Source organism: Lachnospira hominis (ex Hitch et al. 2025) (genome assembly GCF_040096395.1).
Lineage (GTDB): Bacteria > Bacillota > Clostridia > Lachnospirales > Lachnospiraceae > Lachnospira > Lachnospira hominis.
The window spans coordinates 76572-102896 of record NZ_JBBMES010000008.1 but is presented as its reverse complement, the minus strand read 5'-3'; the positions used below and the strand labels follow the sequence as shown (position 1 = coordinate 102896).

Below are 26325 nucleotides of genomic sequence, written 5' to 3'. Positions count from 1 at the left end.
GTCAAAATCAGCCGTGGTTGTGATAACTAACACACTCCACGGCTGTAATTTTACTCATCATGCCACTCAAGTCGGTGCAGATGACCTTCCTGATTCATATGATCAAAATTATTCTGTCTTAAAGCCTCATACAAAACAATGGCAACAGAATTGGAAAGATTAAGTGAACGGATATCTCCAATCATTGGAATCCTTACACAGGTATCTTCATGATCCACAAGAATTTCCTCAGGAATTCCGGCACTTTCTTTACCAAACATTATATAGCAGTCCGGCTCATAAGAAACCTCGGTATATGTCTTATGTGCTTTTGTTGTAGCCATATAAATCTTAGCTCCCGGATTTCTCTCACAGAAATCATTAAAATCATCATAAACTGTCACATCAAGTTTATCCCAATAATCAAGACCGGCTCTTTTTACCATCTTATCATTGATACTGAATCCCAAAGGCTCTATAAGATGCAGCCTTGCACCTGCTGCAACGCATGTTCTTCCTATATTTCCTGTATTTGCAGGCATTTCAGGTTCGTGTAATACAATATTAAGCATTTATGTGCCTCTTTTCTATCAGGCCTTGACAGCAACGTCAAGTTCAATTGTTATATCGCCGCCGCTTAAAGGTACACATATATTCTGTGCAAATGACTGTGCAATGGTAAGATTACCACGACAGACCGTAGGCGGTGTAATATCTATAAGTATTCCTTTTGTTGAAAATATTGTCGCAGCATTACCCATAATCATATTACCAAGTTCACTGATTGCACTAATAGACATTTCATCAAGTTTTTCAACCGGCATCCCCATCATCATCTTAGATGCAATTTCAAGTGCCTTTGTATATGAAAGAACAATCATAACCTGACCACGCATCTCTCCCGTAATACCAATCATAATAATAACTGAATCATCCGCAAACGCTGTCTCCTTTACATAAGGTTTGCCAATCTTCATTTCAATCTGACATATATCTTTAATAATCCCCGTTGCCGCCATTAAGAACGGATTAATATAATCAACATTTATTCCAGTCATTGTTTTTTTCTCCTACAAGTTCTTTATAAAATTTTCTATCCTCTCAAGTCCTGCTTTCAGTTTCTCAACAGAATAAGCATACGAAATTCTGACAAAACCCTCACCCGAAGCTCCGAATGCAGTTCCCGGCACAACGGCAAGCTTCTGCTCAAACAACAGTCTGTTAGCAAACTCATCAGATGTCATGCCAAACTTTTTAATTGATGGAAATACGTAAAATGCACCATATGGCTCAAAACATTCTATTCCCATTTCCTTAAATGCATTAAGTAGAAATCTTCTTCTCTGGTCGTATGCCTCAACCATCTTTCCGACTTCATCATCACAGTTACGCATCGCTTCAACCGCAGCAAACTGGCTGTTTGTGGGAGCACACATTATCGCAAACTGATGAAGCTTTATCATCTGCGTCATAATATTTTTCGGTGCACAGGCATACCCAAGTCTCCATCCTGTCATTGCAAATGCTTTTGAAAATCCATTTATGACTACAGTTCTTTCCTTCATTCCCGGAAATGATGCTATAGAGCAATGCCTGCTGCCATATGTAAGTTCTGAATAAATCTCATCAGAAATAACATACAAATCATTGTCAATTATAACAGGTACAAGCTCTGCAAGCTCCTCCTTTGTCATAATAGCACCTGTCGGGTTATTAGGATATGCAAGTATAAGTATCTTAGTCTTATCTGTTATTGATGCTATAAGTTCTTCTTTTGTAAGCTTGAATTCATTCTCGGCTTTTAACTCAATAGCCACCGGCTTTGCATCTGCCATAACCGCACATGGGACATAAGATACATAACATGGCTGCGGAATCAGTACTTCATCCCCCGGATCAACCATGCAACGAAGTGCAACATCTATCGCTTCGCTTCCTCCTACTGTGACCATTATCTCATCTTCGGCACTATAATTCAAATTATATTTTCTTGCAATATAACGGCTTATCTCATCCCTTAACTCTTTTAAACCGGCATTTGACGTATAAAATGTGCGGCCTTTTTCAAGCGAATAAATGCCCTCTTCCCTTACACGATAAGGGGTGTCAAAATCAGGTTCCCCGACACCAAGCGATATTGCATCAGGCATTTCACTTACTATATCGAAAAATTTACGTATTCCAGAAGGCTCAATATCAACAATTTTTTTAGATAAAGCATCTCTCATGGTGTCACCAGCATCCTTTCGTCTTTCTCAGGTTCACCAAGAACTTTTCCATAATCTTTATATTTTTTCAATACAAAATGTGTTGAAGTGCTTAATACCGAATCAAGTGGTGCAAGCTTATTGGCGACAAACTGTGCTACAGATTTCATTGTCTTTCCCTCAATAATAACCGTAAAATCAAATCCGCCTGACATAAGATATACAGAAGTTATCTCATCATACTGGTATATTCTTTCAGCAATGCTGTCAAATCCAAGCCCTCTCTGTGGCGTAACCTTAACCTCAATAAGTGCCGTAACCTTTTCTTCACTCGTCTTATCCCAGTCAATTATCGTATTATATCCGCATATAATGTGCTCTTTTTCCATATCAGCGATTTCATTGGCTACCTCCGGCTCGCTTATCCCCAGCATAACAGCCATATCTTTTATATCTATTCTTGAATTTTTTTCAAGCATATTTAAAATCTTTTCTCTCATATCATAATCCTTTCACTGTACATGCAGTCTCATTCTGCTGTTGTTTCACTCTGCATCTCCTGCAGTCTGTAAATTTCGTCCTGTACCGGTTTATCAAGGAAACGAACCTCATCAAGATTATTGATTATCTTATCATTGCCATCCGTAACTTTTCCTATAACACATGCGTCAATTCCCTCTTCTGCAAGTGCTTTTATAATACGCTCCGAATCGGATGATGTTATCAAAAGACTTCCACAAGAATTTAATTCATATGGATTAATGTCAAATATTTCACATATCTCTATTATTTCCTGTCTGACAGCTATTGCCCTGAAATCCACCAGAAGTCCTGTTCCTGATGCTTCAGCCATATCCCATAACGCTGCATATACACCACCCTGTGACATATCGTGCAAAGATACAGCACCATTTTCTATCGCTATACAGGCTTCTTTTGCAATTGACAAATCACTTCTATTGCCATATGCACGTTTTACTACATCTTCAACATACTTTTCAAGTATTTTTTCTCTGTTATTATTTATAATATACTGTACTCCACCTATGCCGATACATTTTGTCATTATAATATCGTCTCCCGGCTTCGCCATATTGCTTCCGACAGCATGTGGTTCTTTCACATTTTCTGTAAATCCAACTGCTGTAACCGCTACAACAGCTCTTGTATTTCCTGCCTCAACCTGTGTATGTCCACCTGAAACAACAAGCCCAAGCTGTGCACAATCCGCAGAAATCTTTTGCATTATCTCTTTTAGACGTATCTCACGCATATCCTGTGCAAGATTGACGCAGCACTGGATATACTGCGGTCTTCCACCTCTTGCATAAATATTGTTAGATGCTGTATAGACAGGTTCAAATCCACTGTCTGATGCAATTACAATACCATTTTCAAGAACTGAAGCATCTGCACCAATTGACGGCTTGACAGCAAGGCTGTTCTTTGCAGGTTTTATATTTTTTAACACAGAACGACTGATAACTGAATTTGTTATTTTTCCTGTTTTCATATTCTCCTCCGGTTCGCATTTAATATTCTCTATATAACATATTGAAAAAAAAAGCGATTTAATATATCATTTCATTAATAAATTATTTAACGAAATGAAAGCAGTGCAGAGGCAACCATCGGTACAACCATCGCGACTACAAGAAAAATAATTATAACCGCTGTCAATATTTTCTTATTTTTTTTGTTATTAAAATTAATCATATTTCCTCTTTTCCGCACTGTTTTCCATAGATTGGAGATTCAAATGCATTTAATACTGCCCTATTTTATAATAATACTTATCTTAATGCAAATATATTTTAAAAGAAGCAACAACAAAACCGCTGGCTCAAATGAAGATTTTTTCAAACGTGAAAGTGAAGCCAACCAGAGCCGGAGACGCGATATTTCAAATCTTAATTACATTACAATACCTGATAATCTGCCATTTATAAAAACCGACATTGCCGAAATAAGCAATGCCGAACAGAATATTATGAATCTTAAAGATAAAAAAATCCTGAACCTTACCGGCAAGACTAACACAGATTTAAAACTGGAATACGGTGTTGCCAATCTTTCAGAACTTACAATATATGAAAATAATTTCCATACGCTGTGTCGTGAAATTATTAACCTTGCAAAAGCACTAATTGATAACGGATATGAAAAAGAGGCTGTCAGCTTCCTTGAATTCGGAATCCGCAGCCGCTCAGATTTATCTGCCAATTATGTAATGCTTGCAGAAATCTATTCTAAAAACGGCGAAAATGAAAAAATTAATCACCTTAAAAAATATGCAGAAACTCTTAATACTATAACAAAAGATTACATAATCAAAAAAATCGACGCATACCTTTTATAACAGATTATCTGCCATAGCAATTATTTTCCATAATTAGATATAATATTATCAATAAGCTTTGATGCACGGCTCTTCGTCAGTGCATCAATGTCTTCAACCGGCTCAAGCCCATGCTTTTCGGTAAGTGCTATAAGATATCTTCTTTGTGCCGCAGTAATCGGAGAATCCTTCTTTGCTGAATAATTAAGCTCTATAAGCTCATCAAATCCTGTATCATCAGGTTTAATTTGATGGAGCTTCTCATACAGTTTCATTGCACTCAATGCATCATCATATGCCCTGTGCGAATTTCCTGCATCAATCCCAAAATATCCACACAGATATTCAAGTGTTTTATGCGGTACTTCGGGAAGAAGCCTTCTTGACAGCTTCAACGTATCAATTCCACTCTTTTTAAAATCAAGTCCCGAATTAACAGCCGCCTTTTTAATAAAACTGTAATCAAATATTACATTATGTCCAAGGATTGGCATATCTTTTGTAAAATCAACTATGTCACTTATTATCTCTGTTATCGCCGGCTTTCCTTCAACCATATCATCTGTAATACCTGTTATCATGGTGATACGTTCGCTGATTTTTATTCCCGGATTAACAAGTGTTGAATAACTGTCAACAATTTCTCCATCGGATATTTTGGCCATTCCTATTTCTATTATCTTATCTTCTGCCGGATTAAGACCTGTCGTCTCAATATCAAGGGCAACAAATGTATTAATCATTGTATAATCCATTTCCAAATATATTACCAAGTATTGCAAGATATACTATATCCATCTCACTCCACTTGCTCATCTGCCTGTTTCTGTTAAATGAAACAATAACATCACTTTTATCACTGACATTAACTATAATCTGGACAGCCTGGTTAATTCCCATATTAATAAATGCCTTAACCGTATTTTTTGCACGTCTTTCAAAAAAATTGATATTATCGATAACTTCAATACCATCTTCCGTAAAATCAGCTATATATGCCTTATCGCTAAGATAATCATTATCTTCAACAATATCCTTGTCACCTATTATAATCTTTCTCTCCCAGGACTCTCCTGTATGGTGATACATAAATATGCTGTCTAATGCAAAAGCCCTCTTTATTTTACCAGCTGACTCCATAATACTGTCTTTTCCATTTTTTCTATAAGCATTAACTATATTATTAATAACCCCGATTTTTTTGTACTTGTAGAACATGAATGCCTCTGAATTGGGCATTCCTTTGCCCTTTACATAATCCTCATGCAAATCCGGGAGATATATTATATATCTGTCCCTGCCTTTCTCTTTTGCAAGATAAAGCATCTTATCAGCTATATTAAAAAGTTCTTCATATGTCTGTCCGTCACATGGATATGTAGACGAACCGATAGAACATGTGACATGCGGCTTATCAGGCTGGTTATTATACATAAATGAGACGTTATTGCGGATTGTACGAAGCACATTTCTTATCTCATCATTGCTCTCAAGCCCCTCAACAACGATAAACATCTCATCTCCGCCAATTCTTCCGGCTACACCCTTTCCTTCAACAGACTCTTTAATAACATCTGCAACATTGCATATTACCTCATCTCCAAACATATGACCGAACTCATCATTAATCGTCTTAAAATTATCGATATCTATAATTGCAATTGTAACAGGACCTTCCGGTTTTGATTCAATAAGCCTCTTTGTATATTCCGTAATCGCACGCTTATTAAGAATATCCGTTCCTACATCAAGTGAATCTGAATTAAGATATACATGCTCTTCATCATTGACAGGACTTATCTTTGACATTGTGGCAATTACATGCTTTTTGCCACTAAAATCTATGATAGTCTTACCTTTGACAAGACACCATTCCATCCCCTGTGAATTCTCAAATATCTTCATCTTAAATTCACGTTCAAATATCTCTGTTCCATTGGCAAAATCATCACAAAAAGAATCAAATATATTGCGTGTAACGCCATACACATTGCCATTGGCAAGCATTGTTCTACGCCAGTCAGCTAAGGTTCCCCGGTAAAAATCTACCTGCTGATGGCTCTCCATCATAAAAATTCTCAATCTGTCAGTGGATACGTCATATGAGAACATAAGATACTCCATAAGACTGAAATATTCCATATATGTGTTATCAGCCTTTGTATCTGTATGTTTAAAAAATACTCTTATATCAAAAATCGATATACTGCATATTCTGCTTTTACAAACATTATCCGCAGGTTCAGCTACATCTATAATATAAACAAACCATCTGTATCTTCCTGTATTATCTACCATTCTGAGTGCCGTAACAAATCCCGATTCACCCTGGGCATTCTTTACAGCTGCCTCAAGCTGGTTTATATCACTTGGATGTATGAGTCGTGCAAATGTAGTATTAACGAGAGTGTCTCCTAAAAAATCTTTAAGCTCATCATCTACTGACAAAATATTAAACTGTTCATCTATTATAGCTTTACCTTTAAAAAACACGTTATTATCCATTTTACCACCATTTCAAAAATCATTGTCTAATTATAATAATATAATTAATATTGATATACAAGTACCAATTTTTCTCTATATTAATTTAATAAATCTACATTTTTCCGTTTTATTTTTAATAATTTTAAAAGGTAAAAATTTAATTGCAATATTTTTTTATATAAAAACAAAGACACCCCACAAGAAATGTCTGAAAACACCATTGTAAGCTGCCATTTTAATAAAAACGAAATAAATAATCAGTTAAAAATGCCTAGAGCCGGAATCGAACCAGCGACACGAGGATTTTCAGTCCTCTGCTCTACCGACTGAGCTATCTAGGCTCAAATTTTCTATAAAATTATAGCATCAAAAAAGCAGAGTGTCAAGTACCACTCTGCTTTCTGCAATATTCTTCATATAAATCCGGTCTGTATTTTTTTGTTCTTTCAATTGACTTTTCGAGTCTCCATTTTTCAACATTTGCATGGTGTCCTGAAAGAAGAACATCCGGAACTTTTTTCCCTTCAAACACTTCCGGTCTTGTATACTGTGGATATTCAAGAAGTCCATTTTCAAAGCTCTCTGTCTCTGCCGATTCTGAATTATGAAGTACGCCCGGAACGAGTCTTGATACTGTATCTATAACAACCATAGCAGGAAGCTCGCCGCCTGTAAGCACATAATCACCTATCGATACGTAATCAGTCACGATTCTTTCCAACGCTCTCTCGTCTATGCCCTCATAATGTCCGCATAAAATAACCAGATCGTCTTCTTTGGCAAAATCCTGTGCCATTTTCTGGTTAAATGTATATCCCTGCGGCGTCATATAGACAACTCTGGGCTTTTTTCCTATCTTTTGTACAAGACTGTCATACGCGGCACACACAGGGGCAGCCTGCATGACAAGCCCTGCCCCTCCACCGTATGGATAATCATCAACCTTCATATGTTTATTATTGGCATAGTCCCTTATGTTTACCGCTTCTACACTAAGACAGCCATTTTTAATTGCCCTGCCGGTAATACTTGTATTAAGCCCGTCTATTATCATATCAGGAAACAGTGTCAATACATGAAAATTCATTACTCTCCTCCAGACGCCTCAGCAATTATTTGAATGCCTTGGCAATGTTATTTAAAAGGAATGGATAATATCCGCTATTAAGATTACATCCGTTACCTGTGCAGTCTCCTTTAAGATATCCGCTCTCATCCTTATATGAATTAGCAATATCAATATATGTCACATTCATTGAGGCTGCTTTACTCTCAAGCTGTGTATTTATCGTATCAAGCACACCCTGTTCTACACTTGAACGTCCTTCAAATGCATAAGTAACCGGAAGCACTGATACTACATAAATCTTTGCAGATGGACACTTTGACTTAACTGATGATACAACCTCGCTTATATTATCACCGATAGCTTCGCCGCTCATTGTTCCATAGTTCGCATCATTTAAACCAAGCATAATTACGACTTTCTTAGGATTTGCAGATGCTACAGAATCAATATAGTCAGCAGCTTTACGTGTTGTCATATTATCATCTGATACAACCTGTGAATCTGACAGATATCCATAATAGGACATACCACCTGCAATAAAATCACCGAGCACAACTGTGTCTGCATATGAATCCTTAGCTGTAAAATCTTCCTGACCAGCCGTGCCTTCAACTTTATATACATTACCAGAACTGCCCTGTGCAGCCTGTGTTGTCTGAGGCTGTGTCTGAGCCGGTGCTGCTGTAGTTGCCTGTGTTGTTGTCTCATTCGTGCTATCATTACTTGTAACATCAGCCTGCGTTGTCTGCTTTGTCACTGTTGGTTTAGTATCGTTTTTCTTTTTTCCTGAACAACCTTTAAATATAATTGCAAGAACAATAAGGACAATTACAATTACAACTCCTGTAATAAAATAATTGCGGTATTTGTTCCACATTCTCATTTTTCGGTTAAGTTTAATTTCGCTTTTTGTTTCGTCACCTGTATTCTTAGGCATAACAAAATCGCCCCTTTCTTCATTTTCTGTTATGAATTAAATCTGATTATTCAATTTTTTAAGAACAACTGCTGACTTTGCCCTGAGACCAATATCAAGCCAGCCGCCACTTAACGTATATCCGAGCCTTGCCGTACTGTAACCATTTTCATATGTCACAAATATCTGCTCAACATCGCTGTTATACGGAAGTCCTGCTTCCCACACAGGAACCTTTGTCCTGCGTTCTTCCGGTGAATTATTGATAATAACTATAACAGCATCATCACGGTTAAATCTTGCATATGAAATCAGATTATATTCTGATAAAAGCTGCTTATACGAACCGCTCATTAATACTTCGCACGATTTGTGCATCTTAATGACATCACGGTGGAAATCTATAAGCTCTTTATCTTCCCTGCCCCATGGATAAGTTCTTCTGTTGTCAGGGTCAGTCCAGCCACACACTCCGGCTTCATCTCCATAGTATATTGTCGGTGCTCCCGGCCATGTCATCTGTATAACTACAGCCTCCATAAAGACTGCTTTATCTATGTTTTCACCTGCTGCCTCAGGTCCTGCATTTGCAAGCCTTGCAACGCGGTGGTTTGTTCTTGTTAAAAATCTTGAATGATCATGATTTGACAGCTCATTCATTGAAATACTAACAGGCTGTCCACCCATTCTTGACATATTATGATGCATAGCACCAAAAAAATTATCTGCGTTGCCGAGCATATCCTCACGGTACTGGTCACTGTGTTTTTCCATTCCGGTAAGAAACCATGTGACAGGCTCCATAAATGCATCATAATTCATAACCGTGTCCCACTCTCCGCCTGAGAGCCAGTCATATGAATCGCCATAATGCTCCGCCAGAATAACAGCTTGTGGATTGGCATCCTTAACTGACTTTCTGAACTTTTTCCAGAATTCATGGTTATACTCGGGACTATATCCCAAATCTGCCGCCACGTCAAGTCTCCATCCGTCAACATTGTATGGTTCAGACACCCATTTCTTTCCAATGTCCAGAATATATTCTTCAAGTTTCTTTGAACCTTCATAATTAAGCTTAGGAAGTGTATCATGTCCCCACCAGCCGTCATATGAACCATTATCAGGCCACTGGTCACTGTAAAACTTAAAAAAGCTGTGATACGGGCTTTCAAAACGCTCATATGCTCCCGACTCATACTGATCGCGGCTTCTGCTGTAAATATGTTCCCTGTCCAGCCATTTATTAAAAGAACCGCAGTGGTTAAATACGCCATCTATAATAACTTTCATCCCACGCTTGTGAATCTCTTCAACAAGCTGTGCAAAATAAATATTGCTTGCCTCAAGATTGCGTCTGTTTGTAACTCTGTCAATATATCTTGTCGCATGAGTATTGTCATGGTCACCCGGTGCAAGAACTTCTCCTTCATCAGAAACTATCATTGCAATATGTGGATCTATATAATCATAATCCTGTATATCATATTTATGATTAGAAGGAGATACAAACAAAGGATTAAAGTAAATAACATCTACTCCGAGATTTTCAAGATAATCCAGCTTATCCCATACGCCTTGCAGATCTCCACCGTAGAATTCCCTGACACCCATAGGTTCAGGATACTTATACCAATCCTTTACTTCATTGACATGCTCTCCTATATAATTATATTCATCATCAAGTACATTGTTTTGTGGTCTTCCATTAGCAAATCTATCCACAAATATCTGGTACATGACAGCACCCTTAGCCCACGACGGAACCTTGTATCCCGGTATTATACGAAAATTATAATACTGGTTAAGCTCCCTTGATGCGCCAATCTGATTGTAATAACAGACTGCACCATGTGCTGTCTCAACTTTAAAATAATAAGACAGAATCTTTTCGCTTACTGTAACCGAAGCCTCGTAATAATCAAACAAATTATCCGAGTCCACACGTTCCATGCGGTATTCCCCATTATCAGTACAAAGATATGCCTTATTAACATTATATTTTCCTGTTCTGAGACGAAGAGCTACGCTGTCGCCCGGGTCACATTCCGGAGGATTTCTGTAATCCTTTGTTGCATCAGAAAATAAAGCCCTCATTTTTAAAACAGGACGTGCATTACACATATAAAGAAGTTTCTTCTCGTTTTTCTCTAAAGTTTCAGTTGACTTAACAAGTCTCATATTCAAACACTCCTTACTGTGAATGGTTCAATATAATTTTATAACGAAACGCCTTATAAAGCAAGTAAAAAGGACAGCCGGGGTAGGCTGTCCTTTTTGGAGAAGGTATTTCACTTATTATGGGGTGTAGCAAAAAATATAATGTATTGGGGGGTTTTTACATTAATTATAGTATCACATTGCCGTCCATAAGTGTTGCTAAACTTTCACGTAATATATTACGTTTTTTTGTGCATTTTATACAATCTGTCTATTCTACACTCTGTACAACTTCATTCTCTTTATTTTCTTCTTCAAAAAGAGCCTCAAATTCTTCTCTTGAAATCTTTTCTTTATCAAGGAGAAGTGATGCACTCTTATCAAGAATATCCCTGTTCTCAGAGATAATTGTCTTTGCCCGTGAATAGCACTCATCAATTATATTCTTAACTTCCGCATCTATCTGTCCAGCAATATTTTCACCATATGGTCTTGTATGTGCAAGGTCTCTTCCGATAAAGACCTCGTCATTGTCTGTGTCATAATTAATAAGTCCAAGTTTTGATGAAAATCCGTACTTTGTAACCATATCTCTTGCCGTCTGTGTTGCCTGTCGTATATCCTGTGAAGCACCTGTTGTAATATCATCAAATACAAGTTCCTCAGCAACACGTCCGCCGAGACTTACAATTATATTCTGAAGCATCTTGCCTCTTGTATTAAACATCTCGTCCTTTTCAGGAAGCGGCATTGTATATCCTGCTGCACCCATTCCTGTTGGAATTATTGATACCGAATGAACAGGTCCGACATCAGGAAGTACATGGAATAATATTGCATGTCCTGACTCATGGTATGCTGTAATCTTTTTCTCTTTTTCTGAAATAATCTTGCTTCTCTTTTCAACACCGATACCAACTTTAACAAATGCATAATTGACATCTTCATTTTTGATAAACTTGCGTCCGTGCTTGGCAGCATTGATTGCCGCCTCATTGAGAAGATTTTCAAGGTCTGCACCTGTAAATCCGGCTGTAGTTCTTGAAAGGCTGTCAAGATCAACATCATCACCAAGAGGCTTCTTTGCCGCATGGACATTAAGAATTGCAAGTCTTCCTGCAACATCAGGTCTTCCAACAACTACTTTTCTGTCAAATCTGCCAGGTCTTAAAATAGCTGGATCAAGAATATCAATTCTGTTTGTGGCTGCCATTACAATGATGCCCTGATTTACACCAAATCCATCCATCTCAACAAGCATCTGGTTAAGTGTCTGCTCACGTTCATCATGGCCGCCACCCATACCTGTTCCTCGTCTTCTAGCAACAGCATCAATCTCATCTATAAATACAATACAAGGTGCATTCTTTTTAGCTTCTTCAAAAAGGTCTCTTACTCTTGAAGCACCCACGCCGACAAACATTTCTACAAAGTCAGAACCTGATATACTAAAAAACGGTACTCCGGCTTCACCTGCAATTGCCTTTGCAAGAAGTGTTTTACCTGTTCCCGGAGGGCCTGTAAGAATTACACCCTTTGGAATTCTTGCACCGAGCATTGTATATTTCACCGGATTTTTAAGGAAATCTACAATCTCCGCAAGTTCTTCTTTTTCTTCATCAAGACCTGCAACATCATTAAATGTCACATGATTCTGGTCATTGGTCATAAGCTTCGCACGGCTCTTGCCAAAATTCATCATCTTGGCATTGCCTCCGCCTCCACCCTGCCTTGTCATCATTGCAAATAAAAATATTATAACAAACAGACTTATTCCGATAGGAAGCACCGTCGTTATCCACACGCTCTGTCTTGAAACGTCTCTCAGATCATAAGAAATATTTTTCTTTGTGAGCATGCTCTGTATATCATTGACATCAGACACATTGAGCATTTTTTGTTCTTTGCTGCCTGAAAATGATACATATAAAACACCTGTTGGAACTTCTGCATTCTGCTTTATTACAACGCTTGTAACGCTTCCGCTGTCAACGTCTTTAACAAATGCATCATACGTATAATCGCTTGTCTGACTGCCAAAGCGTGACATGAGCAGATACAGGACCGCAATAATCACAACCGCAACGGCATATATTCCAAAGCCGCTGGCCTTTCCCTTGTTATTCATATATTCCTCCTACAAATTTATTACTCCGACATATGGGAGATTTCTATAATTCTGGTCATAATCAAGACCATATCCAACAACGAATTTATCAGGAATATTAAACCCGTTATAATCAACTTTAACATCGACTTCTCTTCTTTCCGGCTTATCAAGAAGAGTACATACCTTTAACGACTTAGGATTTCTTTCCTGAAGCATAGGAACAAGTCGTGAAAGAGTATTGCCCGAATCAATGATATCTTCGACAATAATTACATTATCACCTTCAATAGGCTCATCAAGTTCCTTTTTAACTTTCAGCGTTCCACTTGAAACAGTCTGGCTTCCATAACTTGAAACCTGCATAAAATCAAGGATTACAGGCACTGTAATTCTCTTTGCAAGCTCACATGTAAAAAATACGCTTCCCTTGAGAATACATATTAACTTAACTGATTCTCCCTCATAATCTTTGCTTATCTGGGCTGCAAGCTCACGAACTCTCTTCTGTACCTCTTCTTCTGATATCAGAACACTAATATTGTGTTTTTCCATCGCAATTATTCCTCCTGAAAATTTAATGTCATTTCTAAAATATGTTTTGTTGTATCATCAATCAGATACGACTGACAACGCCTGATTCCGGCAGCCCACAAAACTTCCGAATTCTGTGCCACAATAAGCACTTTATCCCTGTTTTGCGGTTCGACTTTTCGGTCTATCAGCTCATTTTTCAATTTTTTTCTACCGCCATCAGATGAAAATATAAAATAATCTCCATTCTGCCTGAAACGAATATGAATCGTATTCTCTATTTTATCATAATCAAAATATTTAGTATAGTCATTCCCACTAAATTTTCCATTAAGATTATTAACCATTTGGAAATTTATACTATTTAAATATACATTTTTTCCATTCAGATATATATTCTTTCCAACAGGATATTCTTTTTTGACACCACTGTAATCAATCTCATTTTTATTTATTTTAATCAAAAAATCATCTGTAGCTGCATCGTAGCTGTTTTTCCGTTCAAATATAAGTCTGTCATATATTTTTTTCACGCACAAAGACCACGGCATATCATGTACTTTACCAGTATCACCGCACGCTATGCCGTCAACCGCCTCGATATTTACCCTGTATATATTTTTGTGTTTTCCCGAAAGTCTGAATAACACGTTTCTGTATACACGTTCACGTATGCATATATCAAGCTTTAAAAACTCTTCAAGATGTTCAATTACCGCATCTTCTTTTCCATAAACCACATATTCATCAATTGCCTGGCAAGTCTCTTTTTCTATATGCGACTCTATCTTTGCTGCATCCAAAGATGCTGCACACAGCGATTGTGTCACGTTTGGATTAATAATATCTTTCATAAGAGGAATGAGAATATTTCTCACTTTATTTCTCGTATAATCATCATCAAGATTTGTCGAATCAGTTATAAAACCCTGTCCTTCTTTTTCAAGAAAATCTTCTATATCCTGTCTTGTAACACAAAGAAGCGGCCGGATTATATCGCCATTAACCGGATTCATTCCAACAAGCCCGGCAAGTCCGGTTCCACGCATAAGATGCATAAGCACAGTCTCCGCCTGGTCGTCCATATGATGTGCAACCGCAATTTTTGCATCAGGATAACACTTTGCTTCTTCTCTGAAAATCCTGTATCTTTCCTGCCTTCCCGCTTCTTCCTCACTCATATTGCCATTTTTTGCAATCATAGGTATATTTACATGATATGATTGAAATTCAAGTCCGTTTGCCTGTGCAAATTCTTTGGCAAATTTCTCGTCACGTTCTGCTTCTTCCCCTCTTATTCCATGATTTACATGAACTGTCACAATATTTATACCCAGTCTGTGGATTTCAATTATTCTTTTTAAAACCATAACAAGACATACGGAATCTGCACCGCCTGAAAGTCCTGCCACAATCGTTTTTGTATTATCAGACATTCCTGTCTTTTTCATATAGTCATATACTTTTTCAATCATATCCAGTCCGTTCTTTTGTCACTATAACAAATATAACTTTATATTATACCAGAAATTATATTATTATTTGTCATAAGTGTCAAACAGTCCGAGTACAAGAACTGTCATATCATCAGATGGCTTTCCACCATTATATTTTAATGATTTACGCATTATCTCTTCTGCCATTGCATCCGGCTTTTTAACAGATATTGTATTTATAATATCTGCAAATATTTTTTCTTTATCAACATTGGGAATATTATCTAACAGCCCGTCACTTACCATAATAACATAGTCACCATTATAAAGCTTTTTATTAACACGCTCATAATCAACCTTTTCAAGCACGCCAAGTGGCAGTGTTGTCGATTTTATAACTTCCACTGATGAATCACGCTTTATAAATGTAGCCGCCGCCCCCATTTTAATACATGACATTATTCCTGTGTTACAGTCAATCACGCTCATGTCCATAGTTACAGGATTGACACTCTTAGAACCGCCTGCAATATACGCCGCATTTATAAGGTCCAATGCAGCATGTTCATCAAATCCTGCATCTATGCAGTTTTCCATAAGTTCAATAACCATGCGGCTCTCTATAAAAGCCCTCTTCCCGCTTCCCATTCCGTCAGCTATCGCCGCGGTTGTTTTTCCACAATCAAGTCTTGAAATAAGAAAATTATCCCCATTAAATTTACTGCATCCTTTGCCGCGGCGTGCAACTCCCGTAAGCATGCGGAATCTGCTCTCCTGTATAAATATAAACTGCTCAAATTGTTCATGAATAGTTGTCCTGTCTGAACCCGGAAGATAATAGCCAAGCCCGAATACTTCGGATATGATTGGCAGAATCTTTTTTACCGAAACACATCCCCTGCCGACAGTCCTTGCCTGCATCACAAGCTCAGCCGCCCCATGATGGTTTCTGATTGTCGATAAATTCTTTATTCTCACACCGGAAAGAAAACATTTTCTGAAAAGTTCCTTTGCAATATCTTTAGGGATTTCTTCTGAATACAGATGCGTTGTCACACATTCATCCAGCACATCAGCAACAAGAAGGAGCTGTCTTGATATTCCTGGGTCCGCTGTCTTGAACTCTGCCGCATTTTCATATACTTCCCCTAATCTTCTGAATGTCTTAGCCGTCTCTTCAAGCTTGTTAAAAGAATATGTAGTTACATAACCACGAACACTCTCACTCATAATCATACCTCCCTGTCTGTGATTCTCTGCTTTTGTATATTATAACCATATGTTCTGTCATTTTTTGTCATAATGTAGTGATGACAACAAAAAAAGAGGCTGATACGCTGAAAATATCAGGAGGTTCCCCTCACTATGCGTATCAGTCTCTTTTATGTATGTATCTGTCAATCATCCGGTTTTATAAGAATCTCATCCGGATAAAGAAGTCCAAACTTATTCTTTGCAACTTCTTCTACAAATTTCTTTGTCTTAACGTACTTTTTATATTCTTCAAGTTCTTTCTGCCGCTGCTGCTGCTCATTTATCTGCTGTGTAAGGGATTCACTCTGTTCCTCGTAAATCCTGTTTTTCTTTTCCAGCGTCCTTTTTCCATTCCACATGGCAACACCAAGCAGAAGTACAAGTATCACGGCTGTTATCATTCCGGCAACACTTGAACGTTTCTGTCTTTTTAGACGCTGCTGTTTTTCCCATCTGGATTCAAACTGCATTTTTTCCTCTTTTCCCTGGATGCTCTACTGCTTTTGACATGGACATCCAGCTCATGTACTTTTATTTTAATCAATAAGAACAGTTTTTTCAATGGTTTCAAAATAAATATCAATAATCCGGTCATATATTTCACAAATAATTTTCCAAATGCATACCTGTAAATCAATGCACCAAATATCTGCGATATTACAATAAAGCCCCTGATAATGCCATTATTTCTTTCATAAAGGCAGGTAAAAACACGTATGCTTACATAAAACCAGAACAGTATATCCTCAACCGCCATTGTATACACATGTTTATGCTTAAACACCCGCCGGAATACACGAATACAGTCATATATAAACGCAAACATCATTCCCATGAATAATGCTGCAAAAAATGTACTTTGTTCCCAGATAATAAGACTGCTCACTTTACCCAATCAGCTTTTTGCCACCCGGCAGGCATGTCTAACGCATAAGCCTGCTAAAGAATGACTCTCCCTTCTTGCCAAAGCTGGAAACTTCCGAATATTCCAATGACTGTATGCTGCCATCTATGTCAAGTTCACCTTTCTCTACAGACAGCCTGTTCACATGAAGATTGTCACCTTTTACAGTTACAACACCGTAATCTGTCTCAAGCAGAATCTTATTTAAATCGAACGAGATAACATCACTTATTCCCGTCATCTCAAGGCGTTTACGGTCTTCCATGTTAAGTCTGTGCGAACGCCTCTGTTTTATTTTTTCTTCCATAATACCCGCCTCCCATACATAAAAAATTGTATCTTGTTTAATGTATGTCTTAACAGGCGTTTATATTCGGAAATAATCATGACTTTTAAATATATTCAAACATGTCCGCCGCTTCTTCTTTTTTCACAGTATCTTTTACATCAAGAACACGGACTTTTACACTTCTGTTACCAAATTCAATCTCTATAACATCACCTTCCTTTACATCAACTGATGCCTTGGCAACTTTCCCATTTATTGTAACCCTTCCTGCATCGCATGCATCATTGGCAACTGTCCTTCTTTTGATAAGTCTTGATACTTTTAAATATTTATCTAATCTCATAAGCTGTCTCCTTATATTATAACCTGTATCAGTATTTCTGACCTGTATCAGCCTTTTATACACATAAACTATGAGAAACACGCTCTGCGAGTTTCTCAAGTTATCGCGGCAGTCGCCAAGGTCTCGTGCAAGCACGGACTTTGGCTCGTTACACGCGTAAATCTGAAAACAGGAAGCCCACCAGTCTTTCGACACGGTGCACTTCCTGTTCAAAAATTACATTTTTACAAATCCTAAATTAAATTATGCATTAACTGCATCTTTTAAAGCCTTACCAGCCTTGAACTTAGGAGCCTTGCAGGCAGCAATCTTAATCTCTGCACCAGTCTGTGGGTTCTTGCCTGTTCTTGCAGCTCTCTCTGATACTTCAAATGTACCAAAACCAACTAACTGAACTTTTTCACCCTTCTTTAATTCTTCTGCAACAACATCGATAAGAGCCTTTAAAGCCTTCTCGCTGTCCTTCTTTGTTAATTCTGTCTTTTCTGAAATTGCTGCTACTAACTCTGTTTTATTCATTGTAAATCTCTCCTCAACAGGTATATTTTATTGGTCTACCCAATAAAATCATTTATAAACTCTTTTAATCCATTTGTCAATATAAGCCATTTATTTTAGTCATTTTCACAGTTTTCAAGCGGTTTTGAGGCTTTTTAGCCACCAATTCTTGTTAAAAATGCCAATCTTTACTTATATCATTACTCCAGACCTATGTTTGCTCTTCTCAATCTTTTCATTCAGTTTTCTGCATGGTATAGCAAATAAAAGCCCAATCAGAAGCGATATTATCACATAAACACAAAGATATCCAAGATATTTCCAGTAATTAAGCTGGTATGAACCACCTACACATTCTCTCATTGCATTCATCGCGTGAGTAAATGGAAGGAATTCGTATATTTTCTGGTAAACCTTTGGAAGCACCTCTATCGGGAATGTACCACCGGCTCCTGCTACCTGAATAACCATTATAACTACAGCCAGTGCCTCACCGACATTGCCCATTGCAACTGTGAGTGAATACATAAATATTGTAAATACAAAGCTTGTAACCGATGCAGCAAACCAGAATTTAAACGGGCTTACGCACTGGATCCCTATATAATACAAATCGCCAAGCGTAACAAGAAGTGCCTGTGCCTGCCCTATAAGGAAAAATGTTATATATCTTCCGAAATAAGCCTGATATGGTTTAACATCTGGATGCTCTTTCTGTGGTTTTACTCCCACATGTATAATTGCAACAAGAATAAGTCCGCCTACCCATATTGCAAGAACTGTGTAAAACGGAGACATCGCAGAACCATATGTCGCTATAGGATATATTGCCTCTGTCTCAATCTCGACAGGTGATGCAACAAATGAACCGAAACTGTCCGCATCAAGTCCCAACACTTTCAAAAGCATATCATAGCTTCCGCTATCCTTTATATTATTAAGTTTTTCTATTGTTGAACTTAAATCCGTTTTGAGACTGCCAAGCATCTCTTTCGTATCTTTAAGATTCACACCTGCCGTCGAAATAGATGATGCAAAACTGTCTATATTGCCATCCGCTTTTGAATATATATTGATAACACTATCCATTATCTGTGAAATCTGTCCAAGACCGGCCGCAAGCTGGCTGGAAACACTTGAATCAAGTATATTTCCCTTTGATGCTATCTTCATAAGAGAATCTACTTTCTGCTGCTCAGCGATGATTTTTTTTGACATATCAGGTGAAATCTGTCCCGCTGCATTCATAGCAGACGATGCCGAATCTGTGACACTTATCAATGCCGTAAGTATCGTGTCATATGAATCAAGCTGTGTATTAAGCTGCTGCATTTTTGACAAAAGGATGTCAAGAACTGTCTGTCCTGATGTCATATTTTCCTGATTTGCCGATGTATCAACTCCATCTGCCGCCTTTACAAATGTCTGTGCAATTGTACTTATAAATGTTGAGTTGACCTGCTGCTGAACTGCCGTCTTTGCCTTATCTGTAATCTTTGGTGCAATCGCATTCTTTTTCTGGTTTGTATAATAATCTATCTCAGGGTGCGTAACACTGTCTGTAAGAAAACTTACCATTTTCTTTGAAAAATCTTCCGGCATTACAAGTGCCGCATAATAATCGCCAGCGTAAACACCGTCTATAGCATCCTTTGTGCTGTCTGTAAATACCCAGCCAATTGTAGTATTAGATTCAAGTGCCTCAATAATAGTATCACCCATATTAAATTGCAGACTATCCATAACAATTCCCTTATCATCAGATGCAACCGCTACTTTTATCCTTGAAGTTGACTCTTCTCCATATGGGTCCCAGTTTGAAAGAATATTAAACCATGCATACAATGACGGCAGTATTATAAGTCCCATCACAACTACAACCGCAACTACGTTTTTACTTATTCTTTTCCAGTCTGAAATAAAAACTTTGTATATATTTTTCATAGTCCAATCCTTTCTTTGAGATTTTCAATATCCTGTCCTATTACTTTCGGTCCGATAATTGCCTCTTTCTTTTTGTGTGATGTCACACCAAGTTCTTTCATACGCTCCTGCAGATTATAATCCATATACTCTACTGCAATAAGATATGTACAAAGTGCAAAAAGTGAAATTATCCAGAATACCAGATATACAATCTTTGAACTGTTCATTGTAAACATAAGCATAAGGAATATCAGAGGAATCACAATCATACATATCATGCCGACCCTGATTCTTTTTTTATTCTTCCTGTGTGATTCCGTATAATATTCCAGCATTTTATTAAATATAAGCTGTTCTTCCTCAACCGCTTCCTCATATTCATCTATATAAAAATCATTTGTTACTGCATCTTCTTCAGTTTCACCGCCTATTATATATGAATCCACTTGTTTTTCTGACGCTTTTGTTATTTTATTATCCTGTTTTATATCATGTTGTGCTTTATCATCTTTTTCCTGCATGGCACGTTCGACTTCATTTCGTACCGCACTCTGTATAATATTATAAAGCTGACTGTACAATTCTTCGTCTTTAATGTCTTTACTCAAAGTATGCCTCCATATTAATGTCTGTGTTTGCTATATAAATTATGTATACATCCTTACATCATATCTGTATCATGCATACGTTCATGCATATAATGATTAAGCCTCATAAACGGTTTTCTTATAAATAATCCAAGTGCAAGTGAACCGGCGACAAATATAAGAAGTTCTCCTATATATATCGCATAATCTGCCGAATACATGCCGCTTATTGTCTCTCTCATAGCATTAATCGCATATGGGAACGGGAAGTAAATATATACTTTCTGGAAAAATACAGGAAGAAGTTCTATCGGATATGTTCCGCTTGAACCGGCTATCTGTATTACTACCATTACTACCGCAAGTGCTTTTCCTATATCACCAAATGACACTGTAAGTGTATATATAAGAAGTGTAAATACAAAACTTACGAAGCATGCTGCCAGCATAAACAATCCTTTATGCAGACACTGTATTTTCAAAAGATACAAATCTCCCAAAACCGTTATTACTGCCTGCACCTGACCAAGCACGAAGAATAACAGATATCTTCCAAAGAACAGCTCATGGCTTTTAGCCCCGTTTGTCAGTTCATCTTTATCAGGGTGGACTTTGATAAGTGCTGTGAGAAGAAGTCCTCCAACCCACAATGCAAGTGTTGTATAAAATGGTGCGACAGCTGAGCCATAATTGGCTGTTTCATAAACCTGATGTGTTGATACTTTAACAGGTGAAGATAAGAATTCTCCATATGTAACAGGGTCCTGTGACAATGCCTTTGCAAGCATTTCAAATTTTTCATCACCATTAAGGCTGTCAAGCTTCTGCGTAAGGGTTGTTATTTTTTCTGTCATCCCTTTTATGATTATTCCTGTCTGGTCAAGCCCTATGTTCATTCCGTCAACAGTTGTCATAAGGCTTCCCATCATTGCAGATAAGCCGCTCATCTGCTGCGACATTTCCGTGAGTGATGTTCCTATTGAACTTATTGTTGTACCTATAACCGCACGCAGCGAATCAACACTCTTCCGGAGTGAATCCTGATATAATTTATCAAGTTCATCAATCTTTGTCTCACACTGTCCAAGAATTATCTTTAAAAGTTCCAATTTTGCATTTGTCATTTCTGCCGAATTGGAAACAAGAACTTTTGCCTGTTCAAGAAGTGCTTTTGTGACATTTTCAAGCTGTGTTATTGAGGCTACTGCTGCATTGATAACTTCATCATCCACAACACCTCCAAGCTGCTGTGAAATCTCCTGAAGCTGTCCTGCAAGCGTGTCATTTTGTGCCATAAGTGCATCAAGCAGATTTTGTGCACTGTTAATTCCTGCTATAATCTCATCGGTACCTGCATTATTCTGTACCGAATCAATCAGTTTATGTATCTGCTCTGACAGCTCCTTTGAAGTCTGTCTTATAAGCGATGACAACTCATCAATCTTCTGTATATACTCATCAGCCGCAGCAGATGTCTGCTCATGTATTTTCTGTGTTGTATCCGAACCATCAAGAAGTGCCTGCTGTACCTGCGGTATCTCATTTTTAACCTGATTAAGCGTACCCTGAAGTGCATTATTACTATTTACAAATGCTGTTATTGTTGTATTGTAACCCGAAAGATTGGAATTTAACTTTTTGAGGCTTTCCGTCACACCTGATAATATGTCTTTATCCTCAGATAAAATCCCATCTGTGCTACCCATTGCTGTCTGGACTACAGTATCAACAAACTGTGTGTTAATATTTTCCTGAAGTGTTGATTTTCCGGACTGCGTAATCTTACTCGCAACTGCATTTTTCTTTTCATTTTCATAATATGTAACTGACGGATGCACAAGTCCGTTATCAATAAAATCAAACATATTCTTGCTGAAATCTTCACCAAGAACAATAGCTGCATAATATTTACCGCTCTTAACTCCATCAATTGCCTCATCATATGTTCCAAGTATCTGCCAGCCAAGACCCTTATTCTTTCTTAATGTATCAAGAACCTCTTCGCCCATATTTACATTTTTTCCGTCAGAATTTTTATATCCTGCGTCCTGCGATACAACTGCTACTTTAATTGACGACGTATTGGCATACGGATCCCAGTTTGAATATATATTAAACCATGCATAAAGTGATGGAATTATGCACAAACCAACCGCTATAATAAGTGCAAATATATTCCTGGATAAGCCAACTAAATCATGCACAAATATTTTCAATACTCTTTTCATACATTCTCCATTTCAAATATTCTATTCTTTCTTAATAATCTTAATATGTTTCAGATTATACATCACAAAAATTTGTGCCGCAAGACATTGGTCAAAAAAAGCCATGCGGTACGTCGTGTATTCCACAACCAACATACTACACAGCTTCTTCATTTTTTTCTTAAATTTCCGGAAATCTATGATTCCATATGATGTCCAAGAAAATCTGATGCTACCATTACCATCTGTTTTTCCTGCTCACCAAATTTCTTTTTTCCATCTTTTGAAAGCATAATAACTGCACCGAGAACATCTCCATGACAGATTATCGGACTTATAATCTGCGAATTATATTCATTTTCAATTTCATCTGAAATATTGATATAATTTCTTTTATCGTCGTCAGACATGAAATTTTCCCTGTCATGCATTATCTGCTCAAGCTTGTCACTTACCGGTTTTTCTACAAGTTCTTTTTTTACTGTACCGGACATCGCTATTATCTGCTCTCTGTCAGATATACACACAACGTTGCCGGTTGTTCTTGCCAGCGACTCCGAATATTCCTTTGCACATTCCGCAAGTTCACCGAGCGGAGAATATTTTTTGAGAACTATCTCGCCCTCTTTATCCGTAAATATCTCCATAGGATCTGTTTCCCTGATTCTCAATGTCCTTCTTATCTCTTTCGGTATGACAATTCTTCCAAGCTCATCTATACGGCGAACAATCCCTGTTGCTTTCATCTAGATATTCCCTCCAATTTCCTCTTAACATGGAGTTAGTATGTGGAAAATGTGGGGAATTATTCAAATCAACTATAAATTCATCAGCCTTTTTTTATCATTGTCTACTCTTTGCAGATTCATTTCAAAATCCTGTCTGTTTTTTTGGACAATCGTCTGAAGCTGCATTCCTGCAAAAAATGACTGTATTGCGGCAATCATCGTAAACCCACAGACTATAAGAGTCGGAAAATCCGGAACAAGGCCTGTGATAACATATTCTCTCATAACAGGTATAAAGAAAACCGCTGATATTATTGCAAGAATTGCAGCTATTATTCCAAAAAATCCCATTGGATTATAGGTTCTGTATAATCTCAATATAGTCTTTAAAACTTTCATTCCATCTGAATATGTATTCAGTTTTGAAACACTTCCAGCTGGTCTGTCCCTATAATCAATCACCACATTTTCAACATACATATTCTTGTCTACAGCATGAATACTCATTTCTGTCTCAATCTCAAATCCCTTTGATAATATTGGAAATGTTTTGACAAATTCATAGCTGAATGCCCTGTATCCTGTCATTATATCTTTAATATCATTATGAAAAAGAATATTAATACATTTTCTTACTACAGAATTTCCAATGTTATGAAAAGGTCTTTTATTTTCACTGAAATATGTTGATGACAGTCTGTCACCCACAACCATATCAGCATTTTTGTTAAGCACAAAATCAATCATTTTCCTTGCACTTTCCACAGGATATGTGTCATCACCATCCGTAATTATATAGCATCTTGCATCTATATCCCTAAACATTCTCCTTATAACATTGCCTTTTCCCTGCATGTATTCATTTCTTACAACAGCACCTGCTTTAGCTGCAAGCATAGCCGTATTGTCAGTCGAATTATTGTTATAAACATAAATTACTGCCTCTGGCAGCTCTCTTTTAAAATCGCTTACAACTTTCTCTATAGTTTTTTCCTCATTATAACATGGAATTAGTACCGCAATTTCATCCATTTGTCTTATCCTTTTCTAATGCAACATATTTATCTTTCTCATTTTCCGGATTAATATCCACAAGCGTACATGTCAGTGCAAATAATCCGGCAAATGCAGTCATTGCCCATTCTCTGTATGTAAATTCACAATGTATATAAGAATGATTTCTTGTACCTAAATACCATACCAGTGGAAGCAGCAGTGGCACTGCATACATCTTAACATAATTCCAGAATATCTTCATCGATTTGTTTTTGTATATTTTTTTGATATTGAAAACTATGTATGCAAATATAATTATAATAACCGGATTAAGTGCAAATACACCAGCATTTCTGATTAATACCATGATATATGAACATTTTATACCTTCATCAGTACTTCCGGCACTTCTATATAACAAAGAATAGATTACATCGCCCATATTGAAACCAGAAGCTGCAATGCTTGAAATTCCCCATTTCATAGCCCACATACCAACATATCCGATTCCCCAATATATAAGATATTGTATACATTTTTTCCATGTCTTTGAAACACTGTCATTCTTGTCTGTCAAAATAGCCATAACCATCGGAATTCCATATGTCACAAGCGGAAATGTCAATAAATCCAGATAACTGGTACATATTCCAGTAATCAGGAAAAAGTATATATATTTATCAGTATCTTTCCATCTGTCTGAATTTAGCAGTATTATTATACAACCTATAAGCGTAATATAATAAACCGCTGAAAACTGCAGGCACCATCCAATTGCAATTGGTGTGAGTGTCACAACTGATAATACGAATGGCACTATAAATTTTTTGAGACTTTTCTTATATAAAAGCCACACAATCCAGCCGCATAATAATATCTGAACTATGGTATTAACTATTCTTATCGCATCATATGTCATAAATGATAATAATGGTCTTAAAAAGACTATATAACCATGCCAGTATTTTGCATATGATGTGACTTCCATATCCTGTTTTCCATCTTCAAAATACGAAACAATAGAAAATTCCGGCTCCATGTTAATATTTTCATACTTATAATCCATCAGTGCTTTATCCTGAAGTCTCTCGTCTCCCTCATACATAGCAGATAAAAGCATAACCGAATCCGTATATGTATCAAGCATGCTGAATGTCCATGGAACAAGATTTGGGTATCTTCCCTGTTCTTTTATAGTATTAATAGATTTGCCGACATTTTCCTGTGCATATTGTCCAGGTATCATAAAAGCGCCTAATAATAATGCAAAGCCAGCTATTCCCGCTATAATTAATATAGCAAGTGTATTTATGAATTTCTTTAAAATCCCAATCACACGATTACTACTCATTGTTCTTTC

27 protein-coding genes and 1 tRNA gene are annotated in these 26325 nt (G+C 37.2%); 1 reads left to right on the top strand and 27 read right to left on the bottom strand.

What is annotated here, in order from left to right:
• Positions 1-50: 50 nt before the first annotated feature.
• The 6 genes from WMO38_RS08995 to WMO38_RS08970 all read right to left on the bottom strand — a co-directional run bounded on the left by WMO38_RS08995 (position 51) and on the right by WMO38_RS08970 (position 3902).
• Complete coding sequence (locus WMO38_RS08995) at positions 51-551, bottom strand: tRNA (cytidine(34)-2'-O)-methyltransferase (protein ID WP_021865200.1); 501 nt, start codon at positions 549-551, stop codon at positions 51-53.
• An 18-nt stretch (positions 552-569) separates the two neighbouring features.
• A complete protein-coding gene (locus tag WMO38_RS08990; protein WP_021865201.1) occupies positions 570-1037 on the bottom strand; it encodes a chemotaxis protein CheX in 468 nt (155 codons plus the stop codon).
• A 12-nt stretch (positions 1038-1049) separates the two neighbouring features.
• Positions 1050-2207: a pyridoxal phosphate-dependent aminotransferase gene (locus WMO38_RS08985; RefSeq protein WP_186836006.1), complete on the bottom strand. Its 1158-nt coding sequence runs from the start codon at positions 2205-2207 to the stop codon at positions 1050-1052.
• On the bottom strand, positions 2204-2686 hold the full coding sequence (locus WMO38_RS08980; RefSeq protein WP_349162314.1) for an Lrp/AsnC family transcriptional regulator: 483 nt from the start codon (positions 2684-2686) through the stop codon (positions 2204-2206). The genes WMO38_RS08985 and WMO38_RS08980 overlap by 4 nt, the downstream gene beginning before the upstream one ends.
• A 29-nt stretch (positions 2687-2715) precedes the next feature.
• Positions 2716-3699: an AIR synthase-related protein gene (locus WMO38_RS08975; RefSeq protein WP_186836008.1), complete on the bottom strand. Its 984-nt coding sequence runs from the start codon at positions 3697-3699 to the stop codon at positions 2716-2718.
• Between the two features lie 86 nt (positions 3700-3785).
• Complete coding sequence (locus tag WMO38_RS08970) at positions 3786-3902, bottom strand: hypothetical protein (protein ID WP_021865205.1); 117 nt, start codon at positions 3900-3902, stop codon at positions 3786-3788.
• Positions 3903-3945: 43 nt separating this feature from the next.
• On the opposite strand from WMO38_RS08970, the gene WMO38_RS08965 reads away from it, so the two are divergent.
• Positions 3946-4545 carry a tetratricopeptide repeat protein gene (locus tag WMO38_RS08965; protein WP_349162312.1) on the top strand — a complete coding sequence of 200 codons (600 nt, stop codon included), beginning with the start codon at positions 3946-3948 and terminating at the stop codon, positions 4543-4545.
• Positions 4546-4565: 20 nt separating this feature from the next.
• Here the strand turns inward: WMO38_RS08965 and WMO38_RS08960 are convergent, their stop codons facing one another.
• From WMO38_RS08960 to WMO38_RS08860, 21 genes are all read right to left on the bottom strand, one after another.
• Positions 4566-5267, bottom strand: coding sequence for an exonuclease domain-containing protein (locus WMO38_RS08960; protein ID WP_349162311.1), 702 nt, complete (start codon positions 5265-5267; stop codon positions 4566-4568).
• On the bottom strand, positions 5260-7029 hold the full coding sequence (locus tag WMO38_RS08955; RefSeq protein WP_349162310.1) for a GGDEF domain-containing protein: 1770 nt from the start codon (positions 7027-7029) through the stop codon (positions 5260-5262). Before WMO38_RS08955 ends, WMO38_RS08960 begins: the two co-directional genes overlap by 8 nt.
• Positions 7030-7279: 250 nt before the next feature.
• Positions 7280-7352, bottom strand: a tRNA-Phe gene (locus WMO38_RS08950).
• Between the two features lie 41 nt (positions 7353-7393).
• A complete protein-coding gene (trmD, locus tag WMO38_RS08945; protein WP_021865209.1) occupies positions 7394-8098 on the bottom strand; it encodes a tRNA (guanosine(37)-N1)-methyltransferase TrmD in 705 nt (234 codons plus the stop codon).
• Positions 8099-8123: 25 nt separating this feature from the next.
• Positions 8124-9017, bottom strand: coding sequence for a GDSL-type esterase/lipase family protein (locus WMO38_RS08940; RefSeq protein ID WP_349162309.1), 894 nt, complete (start codon positions 9015-9017; stop codon positions 8124-8126).
• Positions 9018-9053: 36 nt separating this feature from the next.
• Positions 9054-11177 carry a glycoside hydrolase family 13 protein gene (locus WMO38_RS08935; protein WP_435391009.1) on the bottom strand — a complete coding sequence of 708 codons (2124 nt, stop codon included), beginning with the start codon at positions 11175-11177 and terminating at the stop codon, positions 9054-9056.
• Positions 11178-11427: 250 nt separating this feature from the next.
• Positions 11428-13284: an ATP-dependent zinc metalloprotease FtsH gene (gene ftsH / locus WMO38_RS08930; protein WP_349162307.1), complete on the bottom strand. Its 1857-nt coding sequence runs from the start codon at positions 13282-13284 to the stop codon at positions 11428-11430.
• A 9-nt stretch (positions 13285-13293) separates the two neighbouring features.
• Positions 13294-13818, bottom strand: a complete 525-nt coding sequence (gene hpt / locus WMO38_RS08925) for a hypoxanthine phosphoribosyltransferase (RefSeq protein WP_021865212.1) — start codon at positions 13816-13818, stop codon at positions 13294-13296.
• A gap of 5 nt (positions 13819-13823) precedes the next feature.
• Positions 13824-15272 carry a tRNA lysidine(34) synthetase TilS gene (gene tilS / locus WMO38_RS08920; protein WP_349162306.1) on the bottom strand — a complete coding sequence of 483 codons (1449 nt, stop codon included), beginning with the start codon at positions 15270-15272 and terminating at the stop codon, positions 13824-13826.
• 63 nt (positions 15273-15335) lie between these two features.
• A complete protein-coding gene (locus WMO38_RS08915) occupies positions 15336-16463 on the bottom strand; it encodes a SpoIIE family protein phosphatase (RefSeq protein ID WP_349162304.1) in 1128 nt (375 codons plus the stop codon).
• 167 nt (positions 16464-16630) lie between these two features.
• Entirely contained in the window at positions 16631-16957 is a 327-nt protein-coding gene (locus WMO38_RS08910; RefSeq protein WP_021865215.1) for a septum formation initiator family protein, read from the bottom strand.
• Complete coding sequence (gene yabQ, locus WMO38_RS08905; RefSeq protein ID WP_349162360.1) at positions 16918-17373, bottom strand: spore cortex biosynthesis protein YabQ; 456 nt, start codon at positions 17371-17373, stop codon at positions 16918-16920. The genes WMO38_RS08910 and yabQ overlap by 40 nt, the downstream gene beginning before the upstream one ends.
• A gap of 37 nt (positions 17374-17410) precedes the next feature.
• Positions 17411-17698 (bottom strand): sporulation protein YabP, encoded by a 288-nt coding sequence (gene yabP / locus WMO38_RS08900; protein WP_186836016.1) that lies wholly within the window; start codon positions 17696-17698, stop codon positions 17411-17413.
• 85 nt (positions 17699-17783) lie between these two features.
• Positions 17784-18023: an RNA-binding S4 domain-containing protein gene (locus tag WMO38_RS08895; protein WP_021865217.1), complete on the bottom strand. Its 240-nt coding sequence runs from the start codon at positions 18021-18023 to the stop codon at positions 17784-17786.
• Between the two features lie 243 nt (positions 18024-18266).
• Positions 18267-18542 carry a non-specific DNA-binding protein Hbs gene (hbs, locus tag WMO38_RS08890; RefSeq protein ID WP_021865218.1) on the bottom strand — a complete coding sequence of 92 codons (276 nt, stop codon included), beginning with the start codon at positions 18540-18542 and terminating at the stop codon, positions 18267-18269.
• A 171-nt stretch (positions 18543-18713) separates the two neighbouring features.
• Entirely contained in the window at positions 18714-20465 is a 1752-nt protein-coding gene (locus WMO38_RS08885; RefSeq protein ID WP_349162302.1) for a YhgE/Pip family protein, read from the bottom strand.
• Positions 20462-21055, bottom strand: coding sequence for a hypothetical protein (locus WMO38_RS08880; RefSeq protein ID WP_349162300.1), 594 nt, complete (start codon positions 21053-21055; stop codon positions 20462-20464). Before WMO38_RS08880 ends, WMO38_RS08885 begins: the two co-directional genes overlap by 4 nt.
• 53 nt (positions 21056-21108) lie before the next feature.
• A complete protein-coding gene (locus WMO38_RS08875; protein WP_349162298.1) occupies positions 21109-23262 on the bottom strand; it encodes a YhgE/Pip family protein in 2154 nt (717 codons plus the stop codon).
• Positions 23263-23438: 176 nt separating this feature from the next.
• Positions 23439-23987, bottom strand: a complete 549-nt coding sequence (spoVT, locus tag WMO38_RS08870) for a stage V sporulation protein T (RefSeq protein WP_349162296.1) — start codon at positions 23985-23987, stop codon at positions 23439-23441.
• Between the two features lie 72 nt (positions 23988-24059).
• Positions 24060-25001, bottom strand: coding sequence for a glycosyltransferase family 2 protein (locus tag WMO38_RS08865; RefSeq protein ID WP_349162295.1), 942 nt, complete (start codon positions 24999-25001; stop codon positions 24060-24062).
• Complete coding sequence (locus tag WMO38_RS08860) at positions 24994-26316, bottom strand: hypothetical protein (protein ID WP_349162294.1); 1323 nt, start codon at positions 26314-26316, stop codon at positions 24994-24996. Before WMO38_RS08860 ends, WMO38_RS08865 begins: the two co-directional genes overlap by 8 nt.
• Positions 26317-26325: the final 9 nt, after the last annotated feature.